General features: G+C 36.9%; 14 protein-coding genes and 1 tRNA gene. 11 read left to right on the top strand and 4 right to left on the bottom strand.

From position 1 onward, the window contains the following. Positions 1–46 precede the first annotated feature (46 nt). On the bottom strand, positions 47–838 hold the full coding sequence (gene hutG / locus H4J56_RS11205; protein WP_182259319.1) for an N-formylglutamate deformylase: 792 nt from the start codon (positions 836–838) through the stop codon (positions 47–49). 354 nt (positions 839–1192) lie between these two features. Here hutG and H4J56_RS11200 point away from each other — a divergent pair, with 354 nt between their 5' ends. Both H4J56_RS11200 and H4J56_RS11195 read left to right on the top strand, forming a co-directional pair. Next, positions 1193–4402, top strand: a complete 3210-nt coding sequence (locus H4J56_RS11200; protein ID WP_182259318.1) for an ATP-binding protein — start codon at positions 1193–1195, stop codon at positions 4400–4402. A gap of 155 nt (positions 4403–4557) precedes the next feature. Then, on the top strand, positions 4558–5286 hold the full coding sequence (locus H4J56_RS11195) for a glutathione peroxidase (protein WP_070375171.1): 729 nt from the start codon (positions 4558–4560) through the stop codon (positions 5284–5286). Positions 5287–5382: 96 nt separating this feature from the next. On the opposite strand, the gene H4J56_RS11190 is transcribed toward H4J56_RS11195, so the two are convergent. Continuing rightward, a complete protein-coding gene (locus H4J56_RS11190) occupies positions 5383–7263 on the bottom strand; it encodes a methyl-accepting chemotaxis protein (protein WP_182221455.1) in 1881 nt (626 codons plus the stop codon). A gap of 162 nt (positions 7264–7425) precedes the next feature. Here H4J56_RS11190 and H4J56_RS11185 point away from each other — a divergent pair, with 162 nt between their 5' ends. The 7 genes from H4J56_RS11185 (at position 7426) to hemN (ending at position 14647) form a co-directional block, all read left to right on the top strand. After that, on the top strand, positions 7426–7680 hold the full coding sequence (locus H4J56_RS11185; protein ID WP_182221454.1) for a VF530 family DNA-binding protein: 255 nt from the start codon (positions 7426–7428) through the stop codon (positions 7678–7680). Between the two features lie 112 nt (positions 7681–7792). After that, positions 7793–8653, top strand: coding sequence for a formyltetrahydrofolate deformylase (purU, locus tag H4J56_RS11180; RefSeq protein ID WP_182230585.1), 861 nt, complete (start codon positions 7793–7795; stop codon positions 8651–8653). 124 nt (positions 8654–8777) lie between these two features. Further along, positions 8778–10595 (top strand): M61 family metallopeptidase, encoded by a 1818-nt coding sequence (locus tag H4J56_RS11175; RefSeq protein WP_182244368.1) that lies wholly within the window; start codon positions 8778–8780, stop codon positions 10593–10595. Between the two features lie 126 nt (positions 10596–10721). Beyond that, positions 10722–11246 (top strand): VOC family protein, encoded by a 525-nt coding sequence (locus tag H4J56_RS11170; RefSeq protein WP_070375174.1) that lies wholly within the window; start codon positions 10722–10724, stop codon positions 11244–11246. A 773-nt stretch (positions 11247–12019) separates the two neighbouring features. Continuing rightward, the gene (yihI, locus tag H4J56_RS11165; protein ID WP_182244370.1) at positions 12020–12607 is read left to right on the top strand and encodes a Der GTPase-activating protein YihI; all 588 of its coding nucleotides are present in this window, start codon (positions 12020–12022) and stop codon (positions 12605–12607) included. Positions 12608–12616: 9 nt separating this feature from the next. Beyond that, on the top strand, positions 12617–13108 hold the full coding sequence (locus H4J56_RS11160; RefSeq protein ID WP_182244371.1) for a DUF2489 domain-containing protein: 492 nt from the start codon (positions 12617–12619) through the stop codon (positions 13106–13108). 168 nt (positions 13109–13276) lie between these two features. Further along, positions 13277–14647, top strand: coding sequence for an oxygen-independent coproporphyrinogen III oxidase (gene hemN / locus H4J56_RS11155; protein ID WP_182221450.1), 1371 nt, complete (start codon positions 13277–13279; stop codon positions 14645–14647). Positions 14648–14696: 49 nt separating this feature from the next. Here hemN and H4J56_RS11150 read toward each other — a convergent pair whose 3' ends face one another. Next, positions 14697–15254, bottom strand: a complete 558-nt coding sequence (locus tag H4J56_RS11150; protein WP_182180442.1) for a DUF1285 domain-containing protein — start codon at positions 15252–15254, stop codon at positions 14697–14699. A gap of 234 nt (positions 15255–15488) precedes the next feature. On the opposite strand from H4J56_RS11150, the gene H4J56_RS11145 reads away from it, so the two are divergent. Together H4J56_RS11145 and H4J56_RS11140 are read left to right on the top strand one after the other, a co-directional pair. Next, positions 15489–15564, top strand: a tRNA-His gene (locus H4J56_RS11145). Positions 15565–15949: 385 nt separating this feature from the next. Next, the gene (locus H4J56_RS11140) at positions 15950–16453 is read left to right on the top strand and encodes a MarR family winged helix-turn-helix transcriptional regulator (protein WP_070375187.1); all 504 of its coding nucleotides are present in this window, start codon (positions 15950–15952) and stop codon (positions 16451–16453) included. 32 nt (positions 16454–16485) lie between these two features. On the opposite strand, the gene H4J56_RS11135 is transcribed toward H4J56_RS11140, so the two are convergent. Beyond that, positions 16486–18441: a choline BCCT transporter BetT gene (locus H4J56_RS11135; RefSeq protein WP_182215383.1), complete on the bottom strand. Its 1956-nt coding sequence runs from the start codon at positions 18439–18441 to the stop codon at positions 16486–16488. Positions 18442–18651: the final 210 nt, after the last annotated feature.

Here is an 18651-nt window from a genome sequence, read left to right as displayed (position 1 = left end):
CTTAATAAAACCGTTATCGCGACTCATTCATACGAGCACACCTACACTAGGTTTTTTGTTGTGAAAACTTAATCAAGGTTTCTACTAACTGTTTAAGCTTAGGAATAACCTCACTTGCCAACGCTTCATTGTATTCTGGACTGGGCTCACTCATGTAAGTACGTTGTGAAAGCTCTAACTGTACCGCATGAATATTTTTTTGCGGTTGACCATACTCTCGAGTAATAAAGCCGCCTTTAAACCGCCCGTTAGTGATCATGCTATAAGGTGAGTAATCAAGTTTTTGTAGTGCGGTGATTAATTCAGGCGCGCAGCTTTTACCATCAGCTGTACCAAAATTAAAATCGGGTAATTGGCCTTCAAAAAATCTCGGCACGGTCGACAAAATAGAATGGGCCTCTAATAAAACGGCTTTACCAAATTCATTCTGCACGTCAGCTAGAGTGCTTTTTAATGCTTGATGATAAGGCTGCCAATACGTGGTTACTCGATGTAATATTTCATCTTTTTCTGGTGCTTGTCCTTCAAGATAAAGTGGCGCAAGGTCAAATGAAGTCGTCGGACACAATTCAGTACTGTTGGCACCAGGGTATAAATCAACACCTGCTGGATCTCGATTTAGGTCAATGACATAGCGGCTATATTTGGGCATGATAATATACGCACCAAGCGCTTGAGCAAACGCGTAAAGCTTGTCTTTATGCCAATCAGTATCAGCCACTTTCCTGCCTTGTTCAGTCATTTTATTGGCAATGTATTCAGGTAAAGCCTCACCGTTATGCGGCATGCTGATAAGCAATGGAATTCGACCTTTTATTAACGTGTAAGTGTTAGACATCTTCAACCTTTTAATTGTATATACAACTTTAGGGGTAATTTATCATGCTGTTACTGTAGCAAGCAAATTTATTGCGTTGTGATGCTGATCTTTTTAGTTGCTTTACTTGTTGGCCGCTAAGGTTTATTTAATAAGCACCCGGGTAGCAGTAAGTCGTATTACCTAAAAAACATCTGATTTTCATTATATTAAATCAATCACTTATTTATTAAAATTTGCTGGTTTGCTACTTATAGCATAAAGTGTATTTATTAATACTTCACTTCTGCCTTCATAGATAAACTTAAATAAAAACTTAAGTTTTAAACCATGGATGATGACATTATAAGCGATATAAAGAATATGTTATGGTCCATGTCTACTTGGCTTAAGCGCACATTATTGTGCAGTATTTTGTTAGTCACTTTTAGTGTCTATGCAGAGCAACTATCCCACAATAAAGCGCCCCTTCGAATAGCTTTACCTGATAGACCATCAATCAATGCAGCTTCTGGAGAGAAGTTTCAACTGCTGGTTAACTTTCTTAAAGAGTATTGGCAAATTTGGGCAATAGATAATCAACGTGAAGTATCGTTTAGCTACATGCCAACAGAAAAGGCTTATCAATCGCTTGCTAATAAGAGTATTGATGTGGTCGCCGTTACTCGTTACCAGCAAGATCAAACAGACTTAGTTTTTAGTATTCCCTATGCTAAATTCAAACAGAAAGTGTTTCGTCGCATTCAAAGTAATAAAAGTAATGGTCTGCAAATAGGTATCTACTCTGACGATCAGTCAACTTTAAATTTTCTTAGTCGCCATATTGAACGTTATTATTATCAAGATATTGATAAGCTGCTTGGCGATTATCAAAAGTATGATGCCTTATATGCAACAAAACCCTGGTTACTTAATGAAAAGTTAAAAGAATATAAGCTCAGTGGTGATTTTCATATTACTGAAGATGAAGCACCAGAAGTTTACTTTCGCTTTGCCGTGAATAAAAACAATAGAAGCTTGATGCATAAAATTAACGATGGCATTCGCTCAGTGAGTCGACAACAAGCCGAGTTATGGAATAACAAATACATTGCCTTAAATGAAGGAAATATCTCGTTAACTTTTGGCGCCTATTTTACAAATTTATCTGTTGCTGAAAAAGATTTTATTATTGACCATAATCAACTTTCCTTTCCGGTGGTGTCTGGAGGTTTTCCGCCCTACATTATTACTAAAAACTTTAATCACATTACCGAGCGCGGCTTCACCATTGATTTATTTACGCTTTCAACTGAGCGAACCGGTATTATCTATAAACCTGTTTATGTAAAAAATATTGAGCAAATTTTTTCGTCTTTAGCACAGCAAAAAATTAATGTACTGCCGTTGGTTGAGCGCAATAAAGACCGAGAGAAAAAGCTTATTTTTTCTGAGCCTTATTTGCAAGCCAGTTATAGTATGGTTTATCGCTATAATGACACGATAATAGATGGTTTAAGTGGCATAGGTGACAAAAAAGTTGCTGTGGTTAATAATTTTAATGCCACCCAATTATTAATAGAAAAACTTCCTTTTGCACACCTTAATTACTTTGACTCGATGAATGCGGCCATTACTTCAGTATCTTTGGGTGAATCTGATGTCTTTATTGGTGGCTCTCTGATTTCTTCTTATTTGGTTAAAGAAAATCAACTCTCAAATCTCACTAGCCAACCATTAATAAACTTTAATGATAATGCTCAGTTTTTTTTCGCGAGTAACCCCGGTAACGATATTATTATTAGCTTACTTAATCGCACCATTAAAAGTCTTTCTGCCACAGATTACGAAAGACTTTATGCAAAATGGAGTCAAACGGCTTTCCATGAAAATAATGCCGATAAACAAATTGCTAATGCTTATCGAAATGTCAGTTATTTGTTTGTCGCTATTATGCTTTTTGGGCTGATTATTTTTTGGATTTATTATCGACAGCTTAGGGTCAGAAAGCTTGCCCAACTAAAAATTGAACATGCATTATCTATTGCTGAGTCTGCAAAAATAGAAGCTGAAAAATCAGCTCAAGCGAAAATAACTTTTCTTGCGCGGATGAGTCATGAAATTAGAACGCCGATGAACGGTGTATTAGGTATGGCAGAAGCCCTTGCTTTCACACCTTTAAATAAAGAGCAGAATGATTTACTTGAAACATTACAAGGCTCGGCAACCAACTTACTCGCTTTGCTCAATGATGTGCTCGACTTTTCAAAGATGGACGCCGGCAAACTGACTTTAGAGTCGGTGCCAGTGAATTTTAATTTACTTTGTAAAAATATTATTAGTGGCTTCAATCACATTGAACACCACAAACCATTAGAAATTAATTTACACATAGACAATAAAATAAGCCACTGCTATTTAACCGACCCGACACGCTTTACACAAGTGCTTAATAATTTGCTTAGTAACGCGATTAAATTCACCGATAAAGGGAAAATCGATTTAATTGTTACGGTGGCTAGCAGTGAGGTTATCAATAAAAACACCTACGACACACTTTATTTTGAAGTAAAAGACACCGGCATGGGCATAGCGGCGGAAAAACAAACGTTCTTATTTACTCCCTTCATTCAAGCCGATGACGACATTACGCGAAAATATGGTGGTACGGGTTTAGGGTTAAGTATTTGCCAAGAAATAATATCAGCGATGGGTAGCGAAATTAAGATTGATTCAACGCTAAACCAAGGGAGTTCTTTCCATTTTAGCTTAAAGCTAAAACAGTCAACTTTAGAAAGTTCCACCGATAACCGTCGCAGTAATACGCGTTTAATTAATGCCGCTGACGATAACCGTTTTCAAGATCTACGTATTCTTATTGCCGAAGATAACCTAGTAAACGTTAAAGTGCTCTGTGCGCAACTTGCGCGTCTAAATATTAAAGCCGATATTGCTTACGACGGCCAAGAAGCTTTAGATTTACATGAAAAACAGGCTTATGACATTATTATATCTGATTGTCATATGCCAAATGTTGATGGTTTTGAACTCGCTCAAACGTTAACAGCAAGCGAGCAAAGCCGACCGCTTTGGTTAATTGCTGTAACCGCAGATGCTTTGAGTGGCGCGGCAGAAAGGTGTATTGCTGCAGGTTTCAATGACTATATGGCTAAACCTTGCCCACAGGAAGAAATAACCAACAAGCTCAACAATGCTTATCGACAGTTATTAAAGAAACAACAGAAAAACGACTTAACTAAACAAAATTTCAGCCTTTTTGATTTAGACATGCTGCTGAAAAATAATGAGCACGACATCGAACTGAGTAAAAATGTTGGTCGACTTTTTATCGCTTCATGGCAAAAAGAAAAAAAGCAGTGGCTAAGCGCCACCGAGAATTTTGATCATAAATATATACAAGCACTTGCTCACAAGCTAAAAGGCAGTACACGGTATTTTTCCCACCCTGAAATAGCTAAAACGCTCAATGAGGTTAGCCAGCAAGCCAGGGCTGAAAATAGTAAAGATATAAAAGCATCTGCTAGCCACCTTTATTTACAACTAGATATAATGACCGAAGAAATTAAACGTTGGCTATTGTCATAAGTCATGTGATTCTTTCATCATCAATCTAGATTGATTTTTTTATTATTAATCGCTTTAATCAATCATTGTGAATTGTTTTTATCACTTTATTAAATCAAGTTATTCACCCATACTAGTGCCACTTAATCGATTCAAATCAATCAAAGCGAGTGACTATGTTTACCAATAAAGAAACACAGCAAGTTCCAAACACTACTTTCCCTATTATTACTGCCGATGGTTGGGCAAGTCGAAACAGTGATGAAATTTTTGCTAATAAAACCGTCATTGTATTTTCATTACCGGGCGCATTTACACCGACTTGTTCATCTTCACATTTACCAAGATACAATGAACTAGCGAAAAAATTTAACGCTAATGGTGTTGATGAAATTGTTTGTATTTCTGTTAACGATACCTTTGTAATGAATGCTTGGGCACAAGACAAAGACGCAGCCAACATTAGTTTCATTCCTGATGGCAATGGTGACTTTACTCAAGCGATGGGTTTATTAGTTGATAAAAAAGAAATTGGTTTTGGTAAGCGTAGCTGGCGCTATTCAATGCTAGTAAAAAATGGCGTTATAGAAAAAATGTTCATTGAACCTGATTTACCTGGCGACCCATTTGAAGTATCTGACGCCGATACCATGCTCAATTACATTAATCCTGAAGCTGTACAGTCTCAAGAAATTACAATTTTTAGTAAGCCGGATTGTCCATTTTGTAAAAAGGCTAAAGCATTATTAACAAGCCAAGGTTTAAAGTTTGAAGAATTGATCGTTGGTAGCGACGTAAATACTTCAATGTTCCGTGCTATTACTAACTCAGATACCGTACCACAAGTATTTATTGATGGTAAAAACATTGGTGGTAGTGAAGATTTAGCCGCTTACTTTGGTTAAACTTTATTATTAGCCAGCACTCAACACTTATTGTTGGCGATACAATAAAAAAAGCTAGATAACTCACGTTATCTAGCTTTTTTTTACACTTGCTCGTTAGACTTTAAACTTACCCACTATATCATTTAAGCCGGTGAATTCTTGTTGTAAACTGTCACAAGCTTGCTGCGTTTGCTGTAAATTTTGTACGCCTTGCTGATTTAAATCCATCAAATTTAATATATCTTCATCAATTGATCTGATCACATTAACTTGTTGTTGAGTAGCTTCAGTTACTGCATGATTTTCATTATCAACCTGTTGTAGCATATGAATAATTAATTGCATTTTTTCGTCGGCTACTTTGGCTTTTTGTACACTACTAGTACTATTTTTTTGACTTTCGTCCATAGAAATAACCACCGCGTCGGTGCCTGTTTCTAAGTTATCAATCATGGTTTCGATTTCAAGTGCCGCTTCTTGAGTGCGTTGTGCTAACTGTCTAACTTCATCAGCTACCACAGCAAAACCTCGACCCTGCTCCCCTGCTCTTGCCGCTTCAATAGCGGCATTTAACGCGAGTAAATTAGTTTGTGAACTAACCCCTTTAATAACATCTAAAATGCTGACTATATTTTTAGTTTCACTGCTTAATTTTTCGATTTCGCCGCTTGACTGTGTCATTATTTTTGACAAATGTTCAATTGACTGAATATTTTCATTGAGTGCCACCAGCCCTTCATTTGACTGTGCTTGCATGCCTGATGTTAAGTTAGAAGCCGTTAGTGCGTTAGTCGAAATTTCTTGTGAAGAGTTATTTAACTCGGTTACCGCTGTCGATACACTTTCACCACGATTAAGCTGTTGATCGGCCATATCAATACCGACTTGTGAACTTTGTCGAACTTGGCCAATCTGCTGTTGTAAATTTGCCGCTGACTCTTTAACTCGTCGCATCGAATGATGCATAGTTTCTATAAAATCATTAAAGTTTTCTGATAGTTCACCAAACTCATCGTGGCTCTCAACCGATAAACGTTGGGTTAAATCACCGTCGCCACGAGAAATACCTTTTATGGCAAGGTTTAAGGTATGAATAGGTTTCATTAAATAGCTAAACAATAAATGCATAAGAATAATCGTTGCAAGTAAGCTAGCTATAACCACAATAATGGCAATGTTTCTCGAGTTCACCATGGGTTGGTAAGCTTTTTCGCTGTCAAGTACGACACCTACATACCAATTAACCGAGTCAATGCCTTTAATGGGGATAAATGAAACTATGGTGTTATTATTAATCTCATTTAAGTCACTCGAAAATGGTGGTGTTTGACCTAATAATTCACTCACATCTTTATCGACATATTTCACATCAGGATGACTGAGAATCTTCCCTTTTGAAGTCATTAAATAGGCATAGCCTAAATCAAGAAAATCAATTTCATTCAGAATCGATGAAATCTCATCTAGAAAAATATCACCTCCAGCTGCACCAACAAATTGTCCATTTTTCAAAATAGGCGCTACAGCAGTCAATACTTTTTGATCCGTCGTGGCATCTATATAAGTTTCAGTAAAAGAAGACTTACGTCCTTCTTTTGCAAGTAAATACCAAGGGCGCTGACGAATATCAAAACCTTCTGGGAGTTGTATCGTTAAATCATCAAGAATAAATTCGCCGGTACTGGCTAGTCCAACAAAGGTATTTTTCATCTTCCCGGCTTTTACTGCTTGCTGAACCGCATGAAAAATTTCTTCATGACTATTAATGTCAGTAATATTAAGCGCCACTGCATCGATTATTTGTAGACGATTCGTTAACCAGTTAGCAATATTTCCAGAAACCGAACGGCCTATTTCATCGATGGCATTGTTAAGATTTTTTTGGGTGTGATCTTTTAAGAATATATAATTAATTGATGTAGATACCGACAAGGCTATTAGTAATAATACCGTAGTCACCATAATAATTTTATGGGAAAATTTTAATTTAATCACTGATGATCTCTCTTACTTTATTAGCTAACTTCATGGCATTACCATAGCACTGGAAATATCTAGATCCAACTTCCCGTTGCATTTAATCTTTTGAAAGCAACTTCAAAATTAATCTGATAAAATAACGCTATATTTTTATTGATAGTATCGCTAATTACTCTTATGGACAATCAACCTTTCAACCCATTACACGGCATTACCTTAAAAGCACTTGTTACCGAACTTGTTGAATATTTTGGTTACCCTGCGCTTAGTCAACAAATAAAAATTAAATGCTTCACTGAGGATCCTAGTATCAATTCAACCTTAAAATTTTTACGTAAAACACCTTGGGCACGTGAAAAAGTTGAAGCACTTTTTATCAAAAATTATCATAAAGTGCATCAAGCAAATGATGAAAAAAATAGCGGTCAATAATCTCACAAGCTACTCATATTGATAAAAATTTTAGCTTATAGCGCAATAAACTAATTGCTTGATTAAAAACCTGTCACACTGACTCCATATTCATTATTTTTTGGAGTCAGGTATGAAACCCATTAATCACTATATTTTAACTTGGCAATGCCCTGATACTTCAGGAGTATTAGCAAAAGTTTCTCAGAGCCTTTATCAACATGGCGCTTTTATTACTGAAACCTCACAGTACAGCGACCCGTATACCTCTATTTTTTTCTCGCGTATCGCATTTGATGACAGAAACTTAACCGTTTCAATTGCACAATTCCGTCAAGCCATAGCCGAATTAGCCCAACCGCTTGCGATGAACTTTCAATTAAGAGAACGTGATGATTTTCCAAATGTCGTTATCGCGGTATCTAAAGATGACCATTGCTTGGTGTCGTTATTAACTAAAGTTAAAGCCGGTGTTTTACCTATTAATGTTGCTGCTGTGGTTTCAAACCATCTGGACTGCCAAGCTTTAGTTGATTGGCATAAAATTCCTTTTCATCACTTACCTATTTCTTCTTCGACAAAAGCCCAACAAGAAAGTGAACTACAAGCCTTATTAATAAATTACAAAACAGACTTATTAGTGCTTGCGCGTTATATGCAAATTTTGTCTGATGATTTTTGTCAACAATGGCAAGGTCGAGCGATTAATATTCATCATTCTTTTTTACCGAGCTTTAAAGGCGCAAAACCTTACCATCAAGCCCACCAACGTGGTGTGAAAGTGATTGGCGCAACCGCCCACTATATTACTAGTGACTTAGATGAAGGACCTATTATTGTGCAAGAAGTAAAAGCCATTAACCATAGCCTGACGATAGAGCAGATGGTTCATAGTGGTCACGACATTGAAGCAACAGCTTTGTCTCATGCGGTTAGAATGCATGCCGAGCAGCGTGTCTGTTTGAATCAGGGCAAAACAGTTATTTTACTTTAGCGGTTAATTTATAAGGTAAACGTAACGAGTAAAGCACCCAATACGCTGGGTGCTTTACTGTTTTCATTCACTATTTCTGCTACATTAACCCATAACCTTTTGTCTTAATTAGTTGTCTTTTCCGATGATCCACTACCAAATAACGCCTCAAAATCTAAACAGTCATTTATTTTTGGTTACGCTTTCTTTTGCCACACAAGTGGATAAGACTTACCATTTATCGCTACCCGCTTGGTTACCGGGTAGCTATATGATCCGTGACTTCGCAAAAAACATTACGGAAATTAGCGCTTATAACAGCGATCAAAAAGCAGCTCAAAATACTGCGGCAATTGCGCTGAATAAAACCGACAAACAAACTTGGCAATTTACCGCAACAAGTGTCAACACTTCAATATGTTATCAAGTATTCGCTTTTGATTTGTCGGTACGCACCGCTTACTTAGACAGTGAACGTGGCTTTTTTAATGGCAGTTCAACTTTTTTACAAGTGCAAGAATTGCCAGATGAACGCTGTCAGTTAACTATTGCATTACCACAAGAATTAACGACTAAATCGTCGCCACAGTTAAAGAGTTGGCGAGTTGCCACGGGCTTAAGACGCGCTAAAGGCACTGATAAATATCAATTAGGTGATTATATTGCTAAAGACTATCAAGAACTTATCGATTGTCCTGTTGCCATTGGTCACTTCGATGCTTTTGAATTTGTTGTCGAAGGTGTCACCCATCACTTAGTCTTTACTAGCCAACATTTTGGTGATCGGGAGCGCCTAAAACGAGATATAGCTAAGCTTTGCCAGCATCATATTAACTTATTTGGTGAGGTCCCTTTTAAAGAGTACTGGTTCATTACCCATTTGTTAGGCAGCGGTTTTGGTGGGCTTGAACATAAAAACTCGACAATTTTACAAGCCAGTCGCTTTGATTTACCCAACTCTAATAGACCTGATGAAACGTCTGAAAATTATCAAACTTTTCTCAGCTTATGTTCACATGAATACTTTCACGCTTGGAATGTATGCCGCATTAAACCGAAAGAATTTATTCCCTACAACTTACAGCACGAAGTTCACACGAGACAATTGTGGGCCTATGAAGGCATCACGTCTTATTATGATGATTTTTCATTGTTTCGCAGTGGATTGATCAGTTTTGAAGACTATTTACTGCAATTATCTAAGACAGCTACCCGAGTATACCGGGGTAAAGGCGAACTAAAACAAAGTGTCAGCGACTCCAGCTTTGATACTTGGACCAAGTTTTATCAACAAGGACCAGATGGCGTAAATAATATTGTTAGTTATTATACTAAAGGCGCTTTAATTGCACTCTGGCTAGATTTAACGATTAGAGAAAAGTCAGCAGGTGTCTACAGCTTAGACACATTAATGCGTGAATTATGGATACATTTTGGTAGAACAAATATTGGTACCTGTGAGGAAGACTTTATAAACATTGCCAATATTCTCTGTAATGACGATATTACAGTAACTTTTCAAGCCTTACTTAACAATGCTCAACGTATTGAATTAGCCCCGTTACTTAAACAAGTAGGTATTGCCTTTACTGCTCAAAAGTTCAAAAAATTTAATAGCTTAGAGACTACTGACAATAACGCTTATTCTCCTTATATCGGTGCACAATATAGCGCGCTACCTTCAGGCGTGAAGATTACTCAGGTTATTGAAAACTCTCCTGCAGCTGGAGCCGGCTTGGCAGTTAACGATATTTTACTTGCCGTAAATAATATCAAAGTGACTGAAAAATCGTTGCAGCAACTGGCTGATCATTTACCAGAAAATACTGAGCTAACCTGCCACTATTTTCGTGATGATCAGTTAATGACCGGTCACATTGTTTTTATTGATTCACCACTGGCGGCCATCGCTATTACAGAAGTAGACAGAACGCTTAGCAAAAAATGGCGCTGTAAAAATTAACTGTAAATTTTTTGCCACAAAAAAGTAAAACGCTAGTGTAATTAAAAAACCACAAACTAGTAACAAAAGTTACTTTGTGCAAAAATAACCTTATTGCTTTCAAAACTAGAATATTAAGGGTTTAAAATGATCAAAATGAAACGAATTCACCACGTCGCTTATCGTTGTACTGATGCAAAAGTTACTGTTGATTGGTACAAAGAACATTTGAACATGGAGCTAACGGTAGCCATTGCTGAAAATGAGGTACCGTCGACTAAGGCACCAGACCCTTATATGCACATATTTCTAGATGCGGGCATGGGTAATGTTTTAGCCTTTTTTGAAATTCCTAATTCTCCAACCATGGGCCGAGATGAAAACACACCAACATGGGTACAGCACATCGCATTAGAAGTTGAAGATGTTGATGCACTTGTCGCCGCAAAAGAAGAGTTACAAAGTAAAGGTGTTGATGTATTAGGCCCAGTTCATCATGGTGTATTTAAATCAATTTATTTCTTTGACCCGAGTGGTCACCGCTTAGAATTAGCAGCGAATACCGGTACAGTTGAACAAATGAAAGAATTAAAAAGGGTTGCTCCTTTAATGATTGAAGAGTGGGCTGTTACTAAAGTTGCACCAAAACACGCGGCCTGGTTACACGAATAAAACTATTTTGCCCCTCGTTAATGGTCAAACAATATCCAATAAATAAAACTAAGCTATTATTTCTATTTAGCTTAGTTTATTGCGCACATGGTATAACCTAAAAATCACAACAAATTTCTCTCATTAACTGAACGAAATAGGACATTAGTACATAAAACGAAGGATTTCGTATATAAAGCGAGCGTAACAATGTACTCTATTTGTGATTATTTATGTAAGACATTAACCATAGAGAAAACATGTTTTTACCATTCATTAACTTTTAAATAAATCAATAGACTTTAAAAACAATAAGTTAACCTTTTACACTCAATGAATTGTAAATAAATGTATATTTATAACTTGCGACATTTATAAACTAAGGTAAAGTATTGTCCAGCTACTTTGTAGCCAAATAACAAAATGGATTGAATTGCACGGAAAGCCTTAACCTTCTCTTATGAGAGGTTACTTTTAAAGAATACGGATGATTAAGTTAATATCAGGATGATTGTTAATATTTAGGTCAATAGACCGATAAGGACAACCCAATAAAGTGTCAGGATGACCGATAAAAAATGAACCGAGTATTTAACGCAACATAAAAAATAATAATACGTTAAAGCTTATAAACGGAATTGCTAATAGGTTAGGATAACCACTTAAAGTTTGATGAAAACGATGACTTGTTCATCGTTTTTTTATGTCTGAAAATTAATCATGAAAAACACTATCGCTGTTTCCTACAATATAACGTAAAATAGAACCATTGAATTTAAAAACGAAATTATTTTATGTCTCGTACCAAAAAATCTAGAAAACAAGGCAATGGTCCTATCGGCGCAGTAAAAGATGATAAGAAAAAAGCCCTAGTTCCTGTTGATAGAAAACCAAAGAAGAAAACAGGAAAGCAAGCCGGCAACCGACAAAAAGAAGCTTTTGATGCAGGTAAAGAATCTCACTTACCTACAGAAAAGAAAGATCCGCGCATTGGTAGTAAAAAACCAATAGATCTTGGCGGACCGGTAACAGCGGCGGTGCAACCTTTTAAAGCCAAAAACAAAGTAAAAGCAGATAACTCTCCAATTGCTGCTATTCGTGTTGTTGAAGCTGATACCTCATTGCAACAAGAACTCTTCGCTATTGAAGAAGATAGCCGCTTGCAAAGTATCCTTGCCCAGCAAGATGAAGATATTTCGCTAAGTAACGAAGATGTTGATTATTTCAATGAAAAAATGGAACGTCATCAACAGCTACGTGAGATACTCGGCATAGAAGATGAAGATGACGACGACGAATCACCTGAAACGACAAGCAAAGCAAAATCTGGTGATGATCTTTGGGATAAATTTGACAACAGTGACCTGTCAAAATTCGAATAAGGCTTTATCATGTTTTCAACTCCTTGGATTTATATAGTAGTTGGCGGAGTAATTATTATTGCTGCGCTTGCTTTTTATGCGGTGAAATTATTAAACCAGCTAAAAGCGCAAACAGCTAAAATAAAACAGGCAGAGCAAGATAAAAAAATTGCCTTAGCAAAGCACGATAGTAAGATCCTTAGTAGTGTCGTGATTATTGCCCACGCAATGAAAGAAGAGCAATGTGATATCGCTGAGGGTTGTTGGCGATTGAGTGTATTGCTCGATTCTTTAAAGTTGAGCAGTGGTTTATCAGCAGAGTTTCCTGCAGTCTTTGAACTTTATGATAAAATTAAACATATGCCTATTCTTGATGCAAGAAAGAAACTTGCCAAAAATGAGCGTATGAAACTTGATTTTGAACGTATGAAAGCAGAGAGCGATTTATCCGCACAGATAAATATTGACGTTATCTCTTTGCATCAATATGCCCAAGAACGTATGAGTGCGCTAGCAAGTTAATTTTTTACCAAGTTAACTTTTTACTAAGTTAATAACGCTTTGTTGCGCTCGATCAATATTGTTAATGTTTGCATTGTTAAACTGTTGCTTAGCATATACCCGTTACCATTCAATCTATATTTTGATTGATAACGCGTATATAAGTAATGGCTAACTCGGTAACCAACCATGCAAGCAAATCAATTTTTTGACCCTAAATTACTGTCTAAATATAATACCAGTGGACCTAGATATACCTCTTATCCAACGGCATTAGAATTTCATGATGAATTTTCTGAACAAGATTTCATCCAAGCAGTGAAAGATTCACCCAACCGTGAATTGTCCTTGTATGTACATATTCCCTTTTGCCATAGCCTTTGCTACTACTGTGGTTGTAATAAAGTTATTACCCGCCACCGTGACAAGGCCGATACCTACTTAGAGTTTTTAGCGGAAGAAATTAGTTCACGAGCTGAATTTTTTACTGAATACACCGTTAAACAACTCCATTGGGGTGGCGGCACACCCAGCTTTTTAACCCATATCCAAATCACAAAATTAGTCTCTTTATTAAAAGAAAAATTCACTTTTGCTGAACATGTAGAAATGAGTATAGAAATTGATCCGCGTGAAATTGAAATGAACCTTGCCGAACACCTCTTTGATTTAGGTTTTAATCGTCTAAGTATTGGCGTACAAGACATTGACAAAAAAGTACAAGAAACAATTAATCGTGTGCAATCAACCGAATTTATTAGCGACTTTATTGCCCATGCAAAGGCAGTGGGCTTCAAATCAATTAATATCGACTTGATCTATGGTTTGCCTCACCAAACTATAGAAACCTTTACAAAAACGCTTAACAAAGCTCATGAGATGGATGTCGACCGTATTTCATTGTTTAGCTATGCACATATTCCAAACCGATTTGCTGCCCAACGTAAATTACGTGACGAATGGTTACCCAGCGTGCAAGAAAAATTTGCCTTAATGAAACTTGCCATCGAAAAGCTTTGTGGATTTGGCTACGATTTCATTGGTATGGATCACTTTGCTAAACCTAATGACGAACTTTCTATTGCACAAAAAGAGGGTTCCCTGCACCGTAATTTCCAAGGATATACTACAAAGGGTGGTTGTGACTTGTTAGGATTAGGTGTTTCTTCTATTAGTAATATCGGTACTTCTTTCAGTCAAAATATTAAAGAATTGCAAGCCTATTATAAAGCGATAGATACTAGAAAAAATGCACAAGTGAAAGGGGTTAGCTTATCAACAGATGACGTGATCCGTGGCGAAGTTATTCGTGAATTAATGTGTAATTTATATATTGATAAACATCAGATCAGTAAAAAGTACGATATCGATTTTGCAGAATATTTTGCTGAAGATTTACCGCTACTGAAAACTTTTATCAGTGATGGTTTGGTTGAAAATACGGCTGATTTTATTAAAGTAGATCAGAAAGCGCGTTTGTTGATTCGTAATATTTGCATGAGTTTTGATGCTTATATGAAACAACACGTTAACCAACAGCGCTTCTCGCGGGTAATTTAAGCGGAACTCTCACCTTTATAAATAATAAATAACTATAAAGGTGAGAAATTTAATCAATTTTTCCTAAACTAAACTTGTGGTCAGCACTTGAAAAAATTAATTCAACGCCTTTTTCTGTAACCTCTTCTTGTGCTAAATCGGCCCATTGGTAATAAACATTACGGTGAACTTTTGCCAATAAATTACGACGCACTAATACATATAATTCGCCGTTAGCATTCATCGTTAACGGATGAGTTTCATCAAGCACGAACTCGTCATCTACATTGGTACTAACCGTCATTATTGATTTGTTATCATCTTGCCAAGCCCATTGCGTTAATACAAAAGGGGCGTCTTCAACGATAATCTTAACTTTTTCAGCGGGTGTCACTAAAAAGTACTCGTCGCGATCACCAGCGACTTCTCTTAATAAAACAGAAGCAAAAAGTTTAACTAACGATAACCGTTTAAATATTGTGCCGCCATAAAACCAGTCACCATTACCTTTGACCTGTAGATCAATTTCGCCACAATACGGTGGGTTCCATGATTCTATCGGCGGTAATTTTTTAGTGTTACCTGGTGTTAGCTTATTTAATTGTTCAGAAATTTTGTCTAGTGACATTTATACCGCCAAATTATCCGCTGGATAGTAATTTTAATACCTAAGGTAAAAATACAGTATGAGGAGACATTAGTAAAACAGCATCTAAAATTAAGTTAATAATCAGCAAAAAGTACAGTTAAGCAGAATGTTGCCCATAAAACGCTTAAAAGCAAAAATTTTTCTTGTCAATCTGCTTAAAAATACAATATACTCTCCGCGCCTTATCACTGGGCGCTTCAAGTAATATCAGTGGTGGCTATAGCTCAGTTGGTAGAGCCCCGGATTGTGATTCCGGTTGTCGAGGGTTCAAGTCCCTTTAGCCACCCCATTTCTGTATAAGTTTATCTCAAAGAAAACACACATCCATCAGTGATTCCATTTTCGCTTACCGTGGATTCAAGTCCCTTTAGCCACCCCATTCTTTATAAGTTTATCTCAAAGAAAACACACATCCATCAGTGATTCCATTTTCGTTTACCGTGGATTCAAGTCCCTTTAGACATCCCATTTCTGTATAAGCACACCTATAACATATTAAATAAAACCATCAGTGATGCCATTTTCGCTTACCGTGGGTTCAAGTCCCTTTAGTTATAGGGTTTTTCTAAATTTCTCTTTAAAACCATCTAATAACGCCTATTTAGGTAATTTGTCTAGGTGTTGCTGTTTTTTTTGATTAAACTAATAGTAATTAAAGTAAGAAGCACACTGTAATGGAAAAACATCAACAATTATTAATTGCCTTAAGGAAAGTCATCAGGGCAATCGATTTACATTCAAAACACCTTAATAAAACTTCGGGTTTAACCAGTCCACAATTATTAATTATGCTAGAAATAGATAAAGTTTCTGGTATAAATTCAAGCCAAGTAGCCAAAAATGTTAATTTAAGTGCTGCTACCGTGACCAATATTTTGGACAGGCTAGAGAATAAAGGCTTAGTTTCAAGAATACGTAGTACCCAAGATAAACGTAGAGTGAGCTTATATTTAACCGAGGATGGTAAAGCACTTTTACTCAATGCCCCCCAAGCATTGCAAGAGCATTTTATTGATAAATTTTCGAATTTAGCGCAATGGGAGCAATCACAGTTGCTTTCATCTATGGAACGATTGGCTGGAATGATGGATGCAAATGAAATAGATGCGGCTCCGTTATTAGAGCTTGATGCGATGAGCGCCAGCAGTAGTAGTAAAGCTGACGCATCTAATAAGTAAATACAGCTCGGTTTAACCCGAGCTGTTGTCTATTAGCGTAACAAATGTAAGAAATGCAAATGCTTGTGGTATTGATCAATAATATTATTGATCACTGCCGTTTTCGACCAGCCCATAATGTCATAGTCTTGACCACCTTCGCCCAAGTGAACTTCAGCACGATAATAACTTTGCTCATCTTCCGCTTCATTGGCTTCAATAACATAGTCAGGTTGAGAGTACTTACGAGCTAACACCCGATAAACAAACTCTTGTGCTTCACCATGGTCAACAATTAACGTCAGCCCATCGTCGTGTGAGATTTCAACATTGATTTGATTAGCTTGTAGCTCTTTAGCGACGGAATCAAATGCTGGAACGACTGTCTGCGTAACAAACTTACTGACATTAGCTTTGTTGGGGAAATCGACAACATTCTTCAAGCGCATTTGCCAACTATCACTATTCTCATTACCTGAGTGAGGTATTGCTGTAATTAGCTGACTATCCTGCTTAAAAGCTTCAACTCTTAACGATTTAATCAAGCCTGCAATGGCCAGTAATAATACGATAGTAAAAGGTAGAGCACTGGCAATAGTCATGGTTTGGAGGGCATTAAGACCACCAGCCAATAATAATATTGCCGCAACGATACCAATACCTACCGCCCAATAAACACGTTGCCATAGCGGCGTATCATTTTTGCCATGCGAGCAAAGCATATCAACGACCATAGCGCCTGAATCACAGGAGGTGACAAAAAATATCACAATCATTAAGACACTAAAGAATGACAACACCGAAGATAATGGGAAGTTTTCAAGAAAGACAAACAAGGCAACGGATGAGTCTTTACTGACCATCTCTCCTAATTCGACAATGCCTTGATTATAAACCAAATCAATCGCACTATTACCAAAAATAGTCATCCAAAATAAAGTGAAGACCGTGGGTATTAGCATAACGCCGATAATGAATTCTCTGATAGTACGGCCACGTGAAATTCTGGCAATAAACAAACCAACAAAAGGTGCCCACGCCAACCACCAGCCCCAATAGAAGATTGTCCAGCCACCTATCCAGTCAGTCTTTTTGTAAGCGAATAAATTAAAGGTGTTATGAACAATATCCGCTAAATAATCACCAATATTTTGTAAATAGGCTTGTAATAAAAAGACTGTTGGACCGAGCACAAAAATCAAAAATAATAAGATCACCGCTAAAACCATGTTGGTTTCAGAAAGTATTTTAATGCCCTTATCTAGCCCTGTGGCAACTGATATAACCGCAAGTGACGTGATACCAAACATAATAATTATTTGATTAGTGACTGAGACTTCAATACCGAATAAATAACCAAAACCCGCATTAACTTGTGAGGCACCTAAGCCCAGCGAAGTAGCAACACCAAAGACCGTACTCACCACAGCAAAAATGTCGACCAAATGTCCTGGCCATTTATATATTCTGTCTCCAATCAAAGGATATAGCGCAGAGCGTAACGTTAATGGTAAGTTATGACGATAACTAAAATAGGCTAATACTAAGGCAACAATGGCATAGATAGCCCAGGCATGAAGTCCCCAATGAAAAAATGTCATTTTCATTGCTTCTTGCACGGCTTCAACCGTACCTGTTTCTGCTGTTGGTGGTGACAAATAGTGCATTAAGGGTTCTGCGACACCAAAAAACATTAAGCCAATGCCCATTCCAGCAGCAAAGAGCATCGACAGCCAAGAGACTAAGGTGTAGTCAGGTGTTGAATGATCTGGACCTAAGCGAATATCGCCATAACGAGAAACGCCTAAAAAGATAACAAAAAAGAAGATGAATGCGACAGTCAGTACATAGAACCAACTACCATTTTCAATAATACTCGTTTGAATAAGTGTGAATAAACTTTGCGCCTGTTGAGGTAGTGCAGCGGTATAAACTAACAAGGCAATAATAATAGCGGAGGCACTGCCAAATACCTTCTTGTTTAATTGACTCTTAACGGTTGTAGGCAAATTCTTCCCCTGATTTTAATTAGTATTGATATTATATCGACTTAAGCCATGCTGTAAACAATTCTGTATACAACACAAGAAAATTTAAAGAGGAACAAATGCTCTATTAGAAACACAAATACACCAACTAATATATAAAGATTTGTAAAAATTATCTATAAGTCCTATTTTTTGTTAAGCTATACGCGAATAAATATAGTTAGAACTCTA

Source organism: Colwellia sp. BRX8-4, assembly GCF_014077345.1.
In the GTDB taxonomy this organism is placed as follows: Bacteria; Pseudomonadota; Gammaproteobacteria; order Enterobacterales; family Alteromonadaceae; genus Colwellia_A.
This window is presented reverse-complemented; position numbering and strand designations above follow the sequence as displayed.

Bases quoted from the DNA above. Each gene is read 5' to 3' on its own strand.
- H4J56_RS11160 (WP_182244371.1), top strand. From the start codon at position 12,617: ATGTTTTCAACTCCTTGGATTTATATAGTAGTTGGCGGAGTAATTATT.
- H4J56_RS11175 (WP_182244368.1), top strand. From the start codon at position 8,778: ATGATCCACTACCAAATAACGCCTCAAAATCTAAACAGTCATTTATTT.
- hutG (WP_182259319.1), bottom strand. From the start codon at position 838: ATGTCTAACACTTACACGTTAATAAAAGGTCGAATTCCATTGCTTATC.
- H4J56_RS11185 (WP_182221454.1), top strand. From the start codon at position 7,426: ATGGACAATCAACCTTTCAACCCATTACACGGCATTACCTTAAAAGCA.
- H4J56_RS11195 (WP_070375171.1), top strand. From the start codon at position 4,558: ATGTTTACCAATAAAGAAACACAGCAAGTTCCAAACACTACTTTCCCT.
- yihI (WP_182244370.1), top strand. From the start codon at position 12,020: ATGTCTCGTACCAAAAAATCTAGAAAACAAGGCAATGGTCCTATCGGC.
- H4J56_RS11150 (WP_182180442.1), bottom strand. From the start codon at position 15,254: ATGTCACTAGACAAAATTTCTGAACAATTAAATAAGCTAACACCAGGT.
- H4J56_RS11140 (WP_070375187.1), top strand. From the start codon at position 15,950: ATGGAAAAACATCAACAATTATTAATTGCCTTAAGGAAAGTCATCAGG.
- purU (WP_182230585.1), top strand. From the start codon at position 7,793: ATGAAACCCATTAATCACTATATTTTAACTTGGCAATGCCCTGATACT.
- hemN (WP_182221450.1), top strand. From the start codon at position 13,277: ATGCAAGCAAATCAATTTTTTGACCCTAAATTACTGTCTAAATATAAT.
- H4J56_RS11170 (WP_070375174.1), top strand. From the start codon at position 10,722: ATGATCAAAATGAAACGAATTCACCACGTCGCTTATCGTTGTACTGAT.
- H4J56_RS11200 (WP_182259318.1), top strand. From the start codon at position 1,193: ATGTCTACTTGGCTTAAGCGCACATTATTGTGCAGTATTTTGTTAGTC.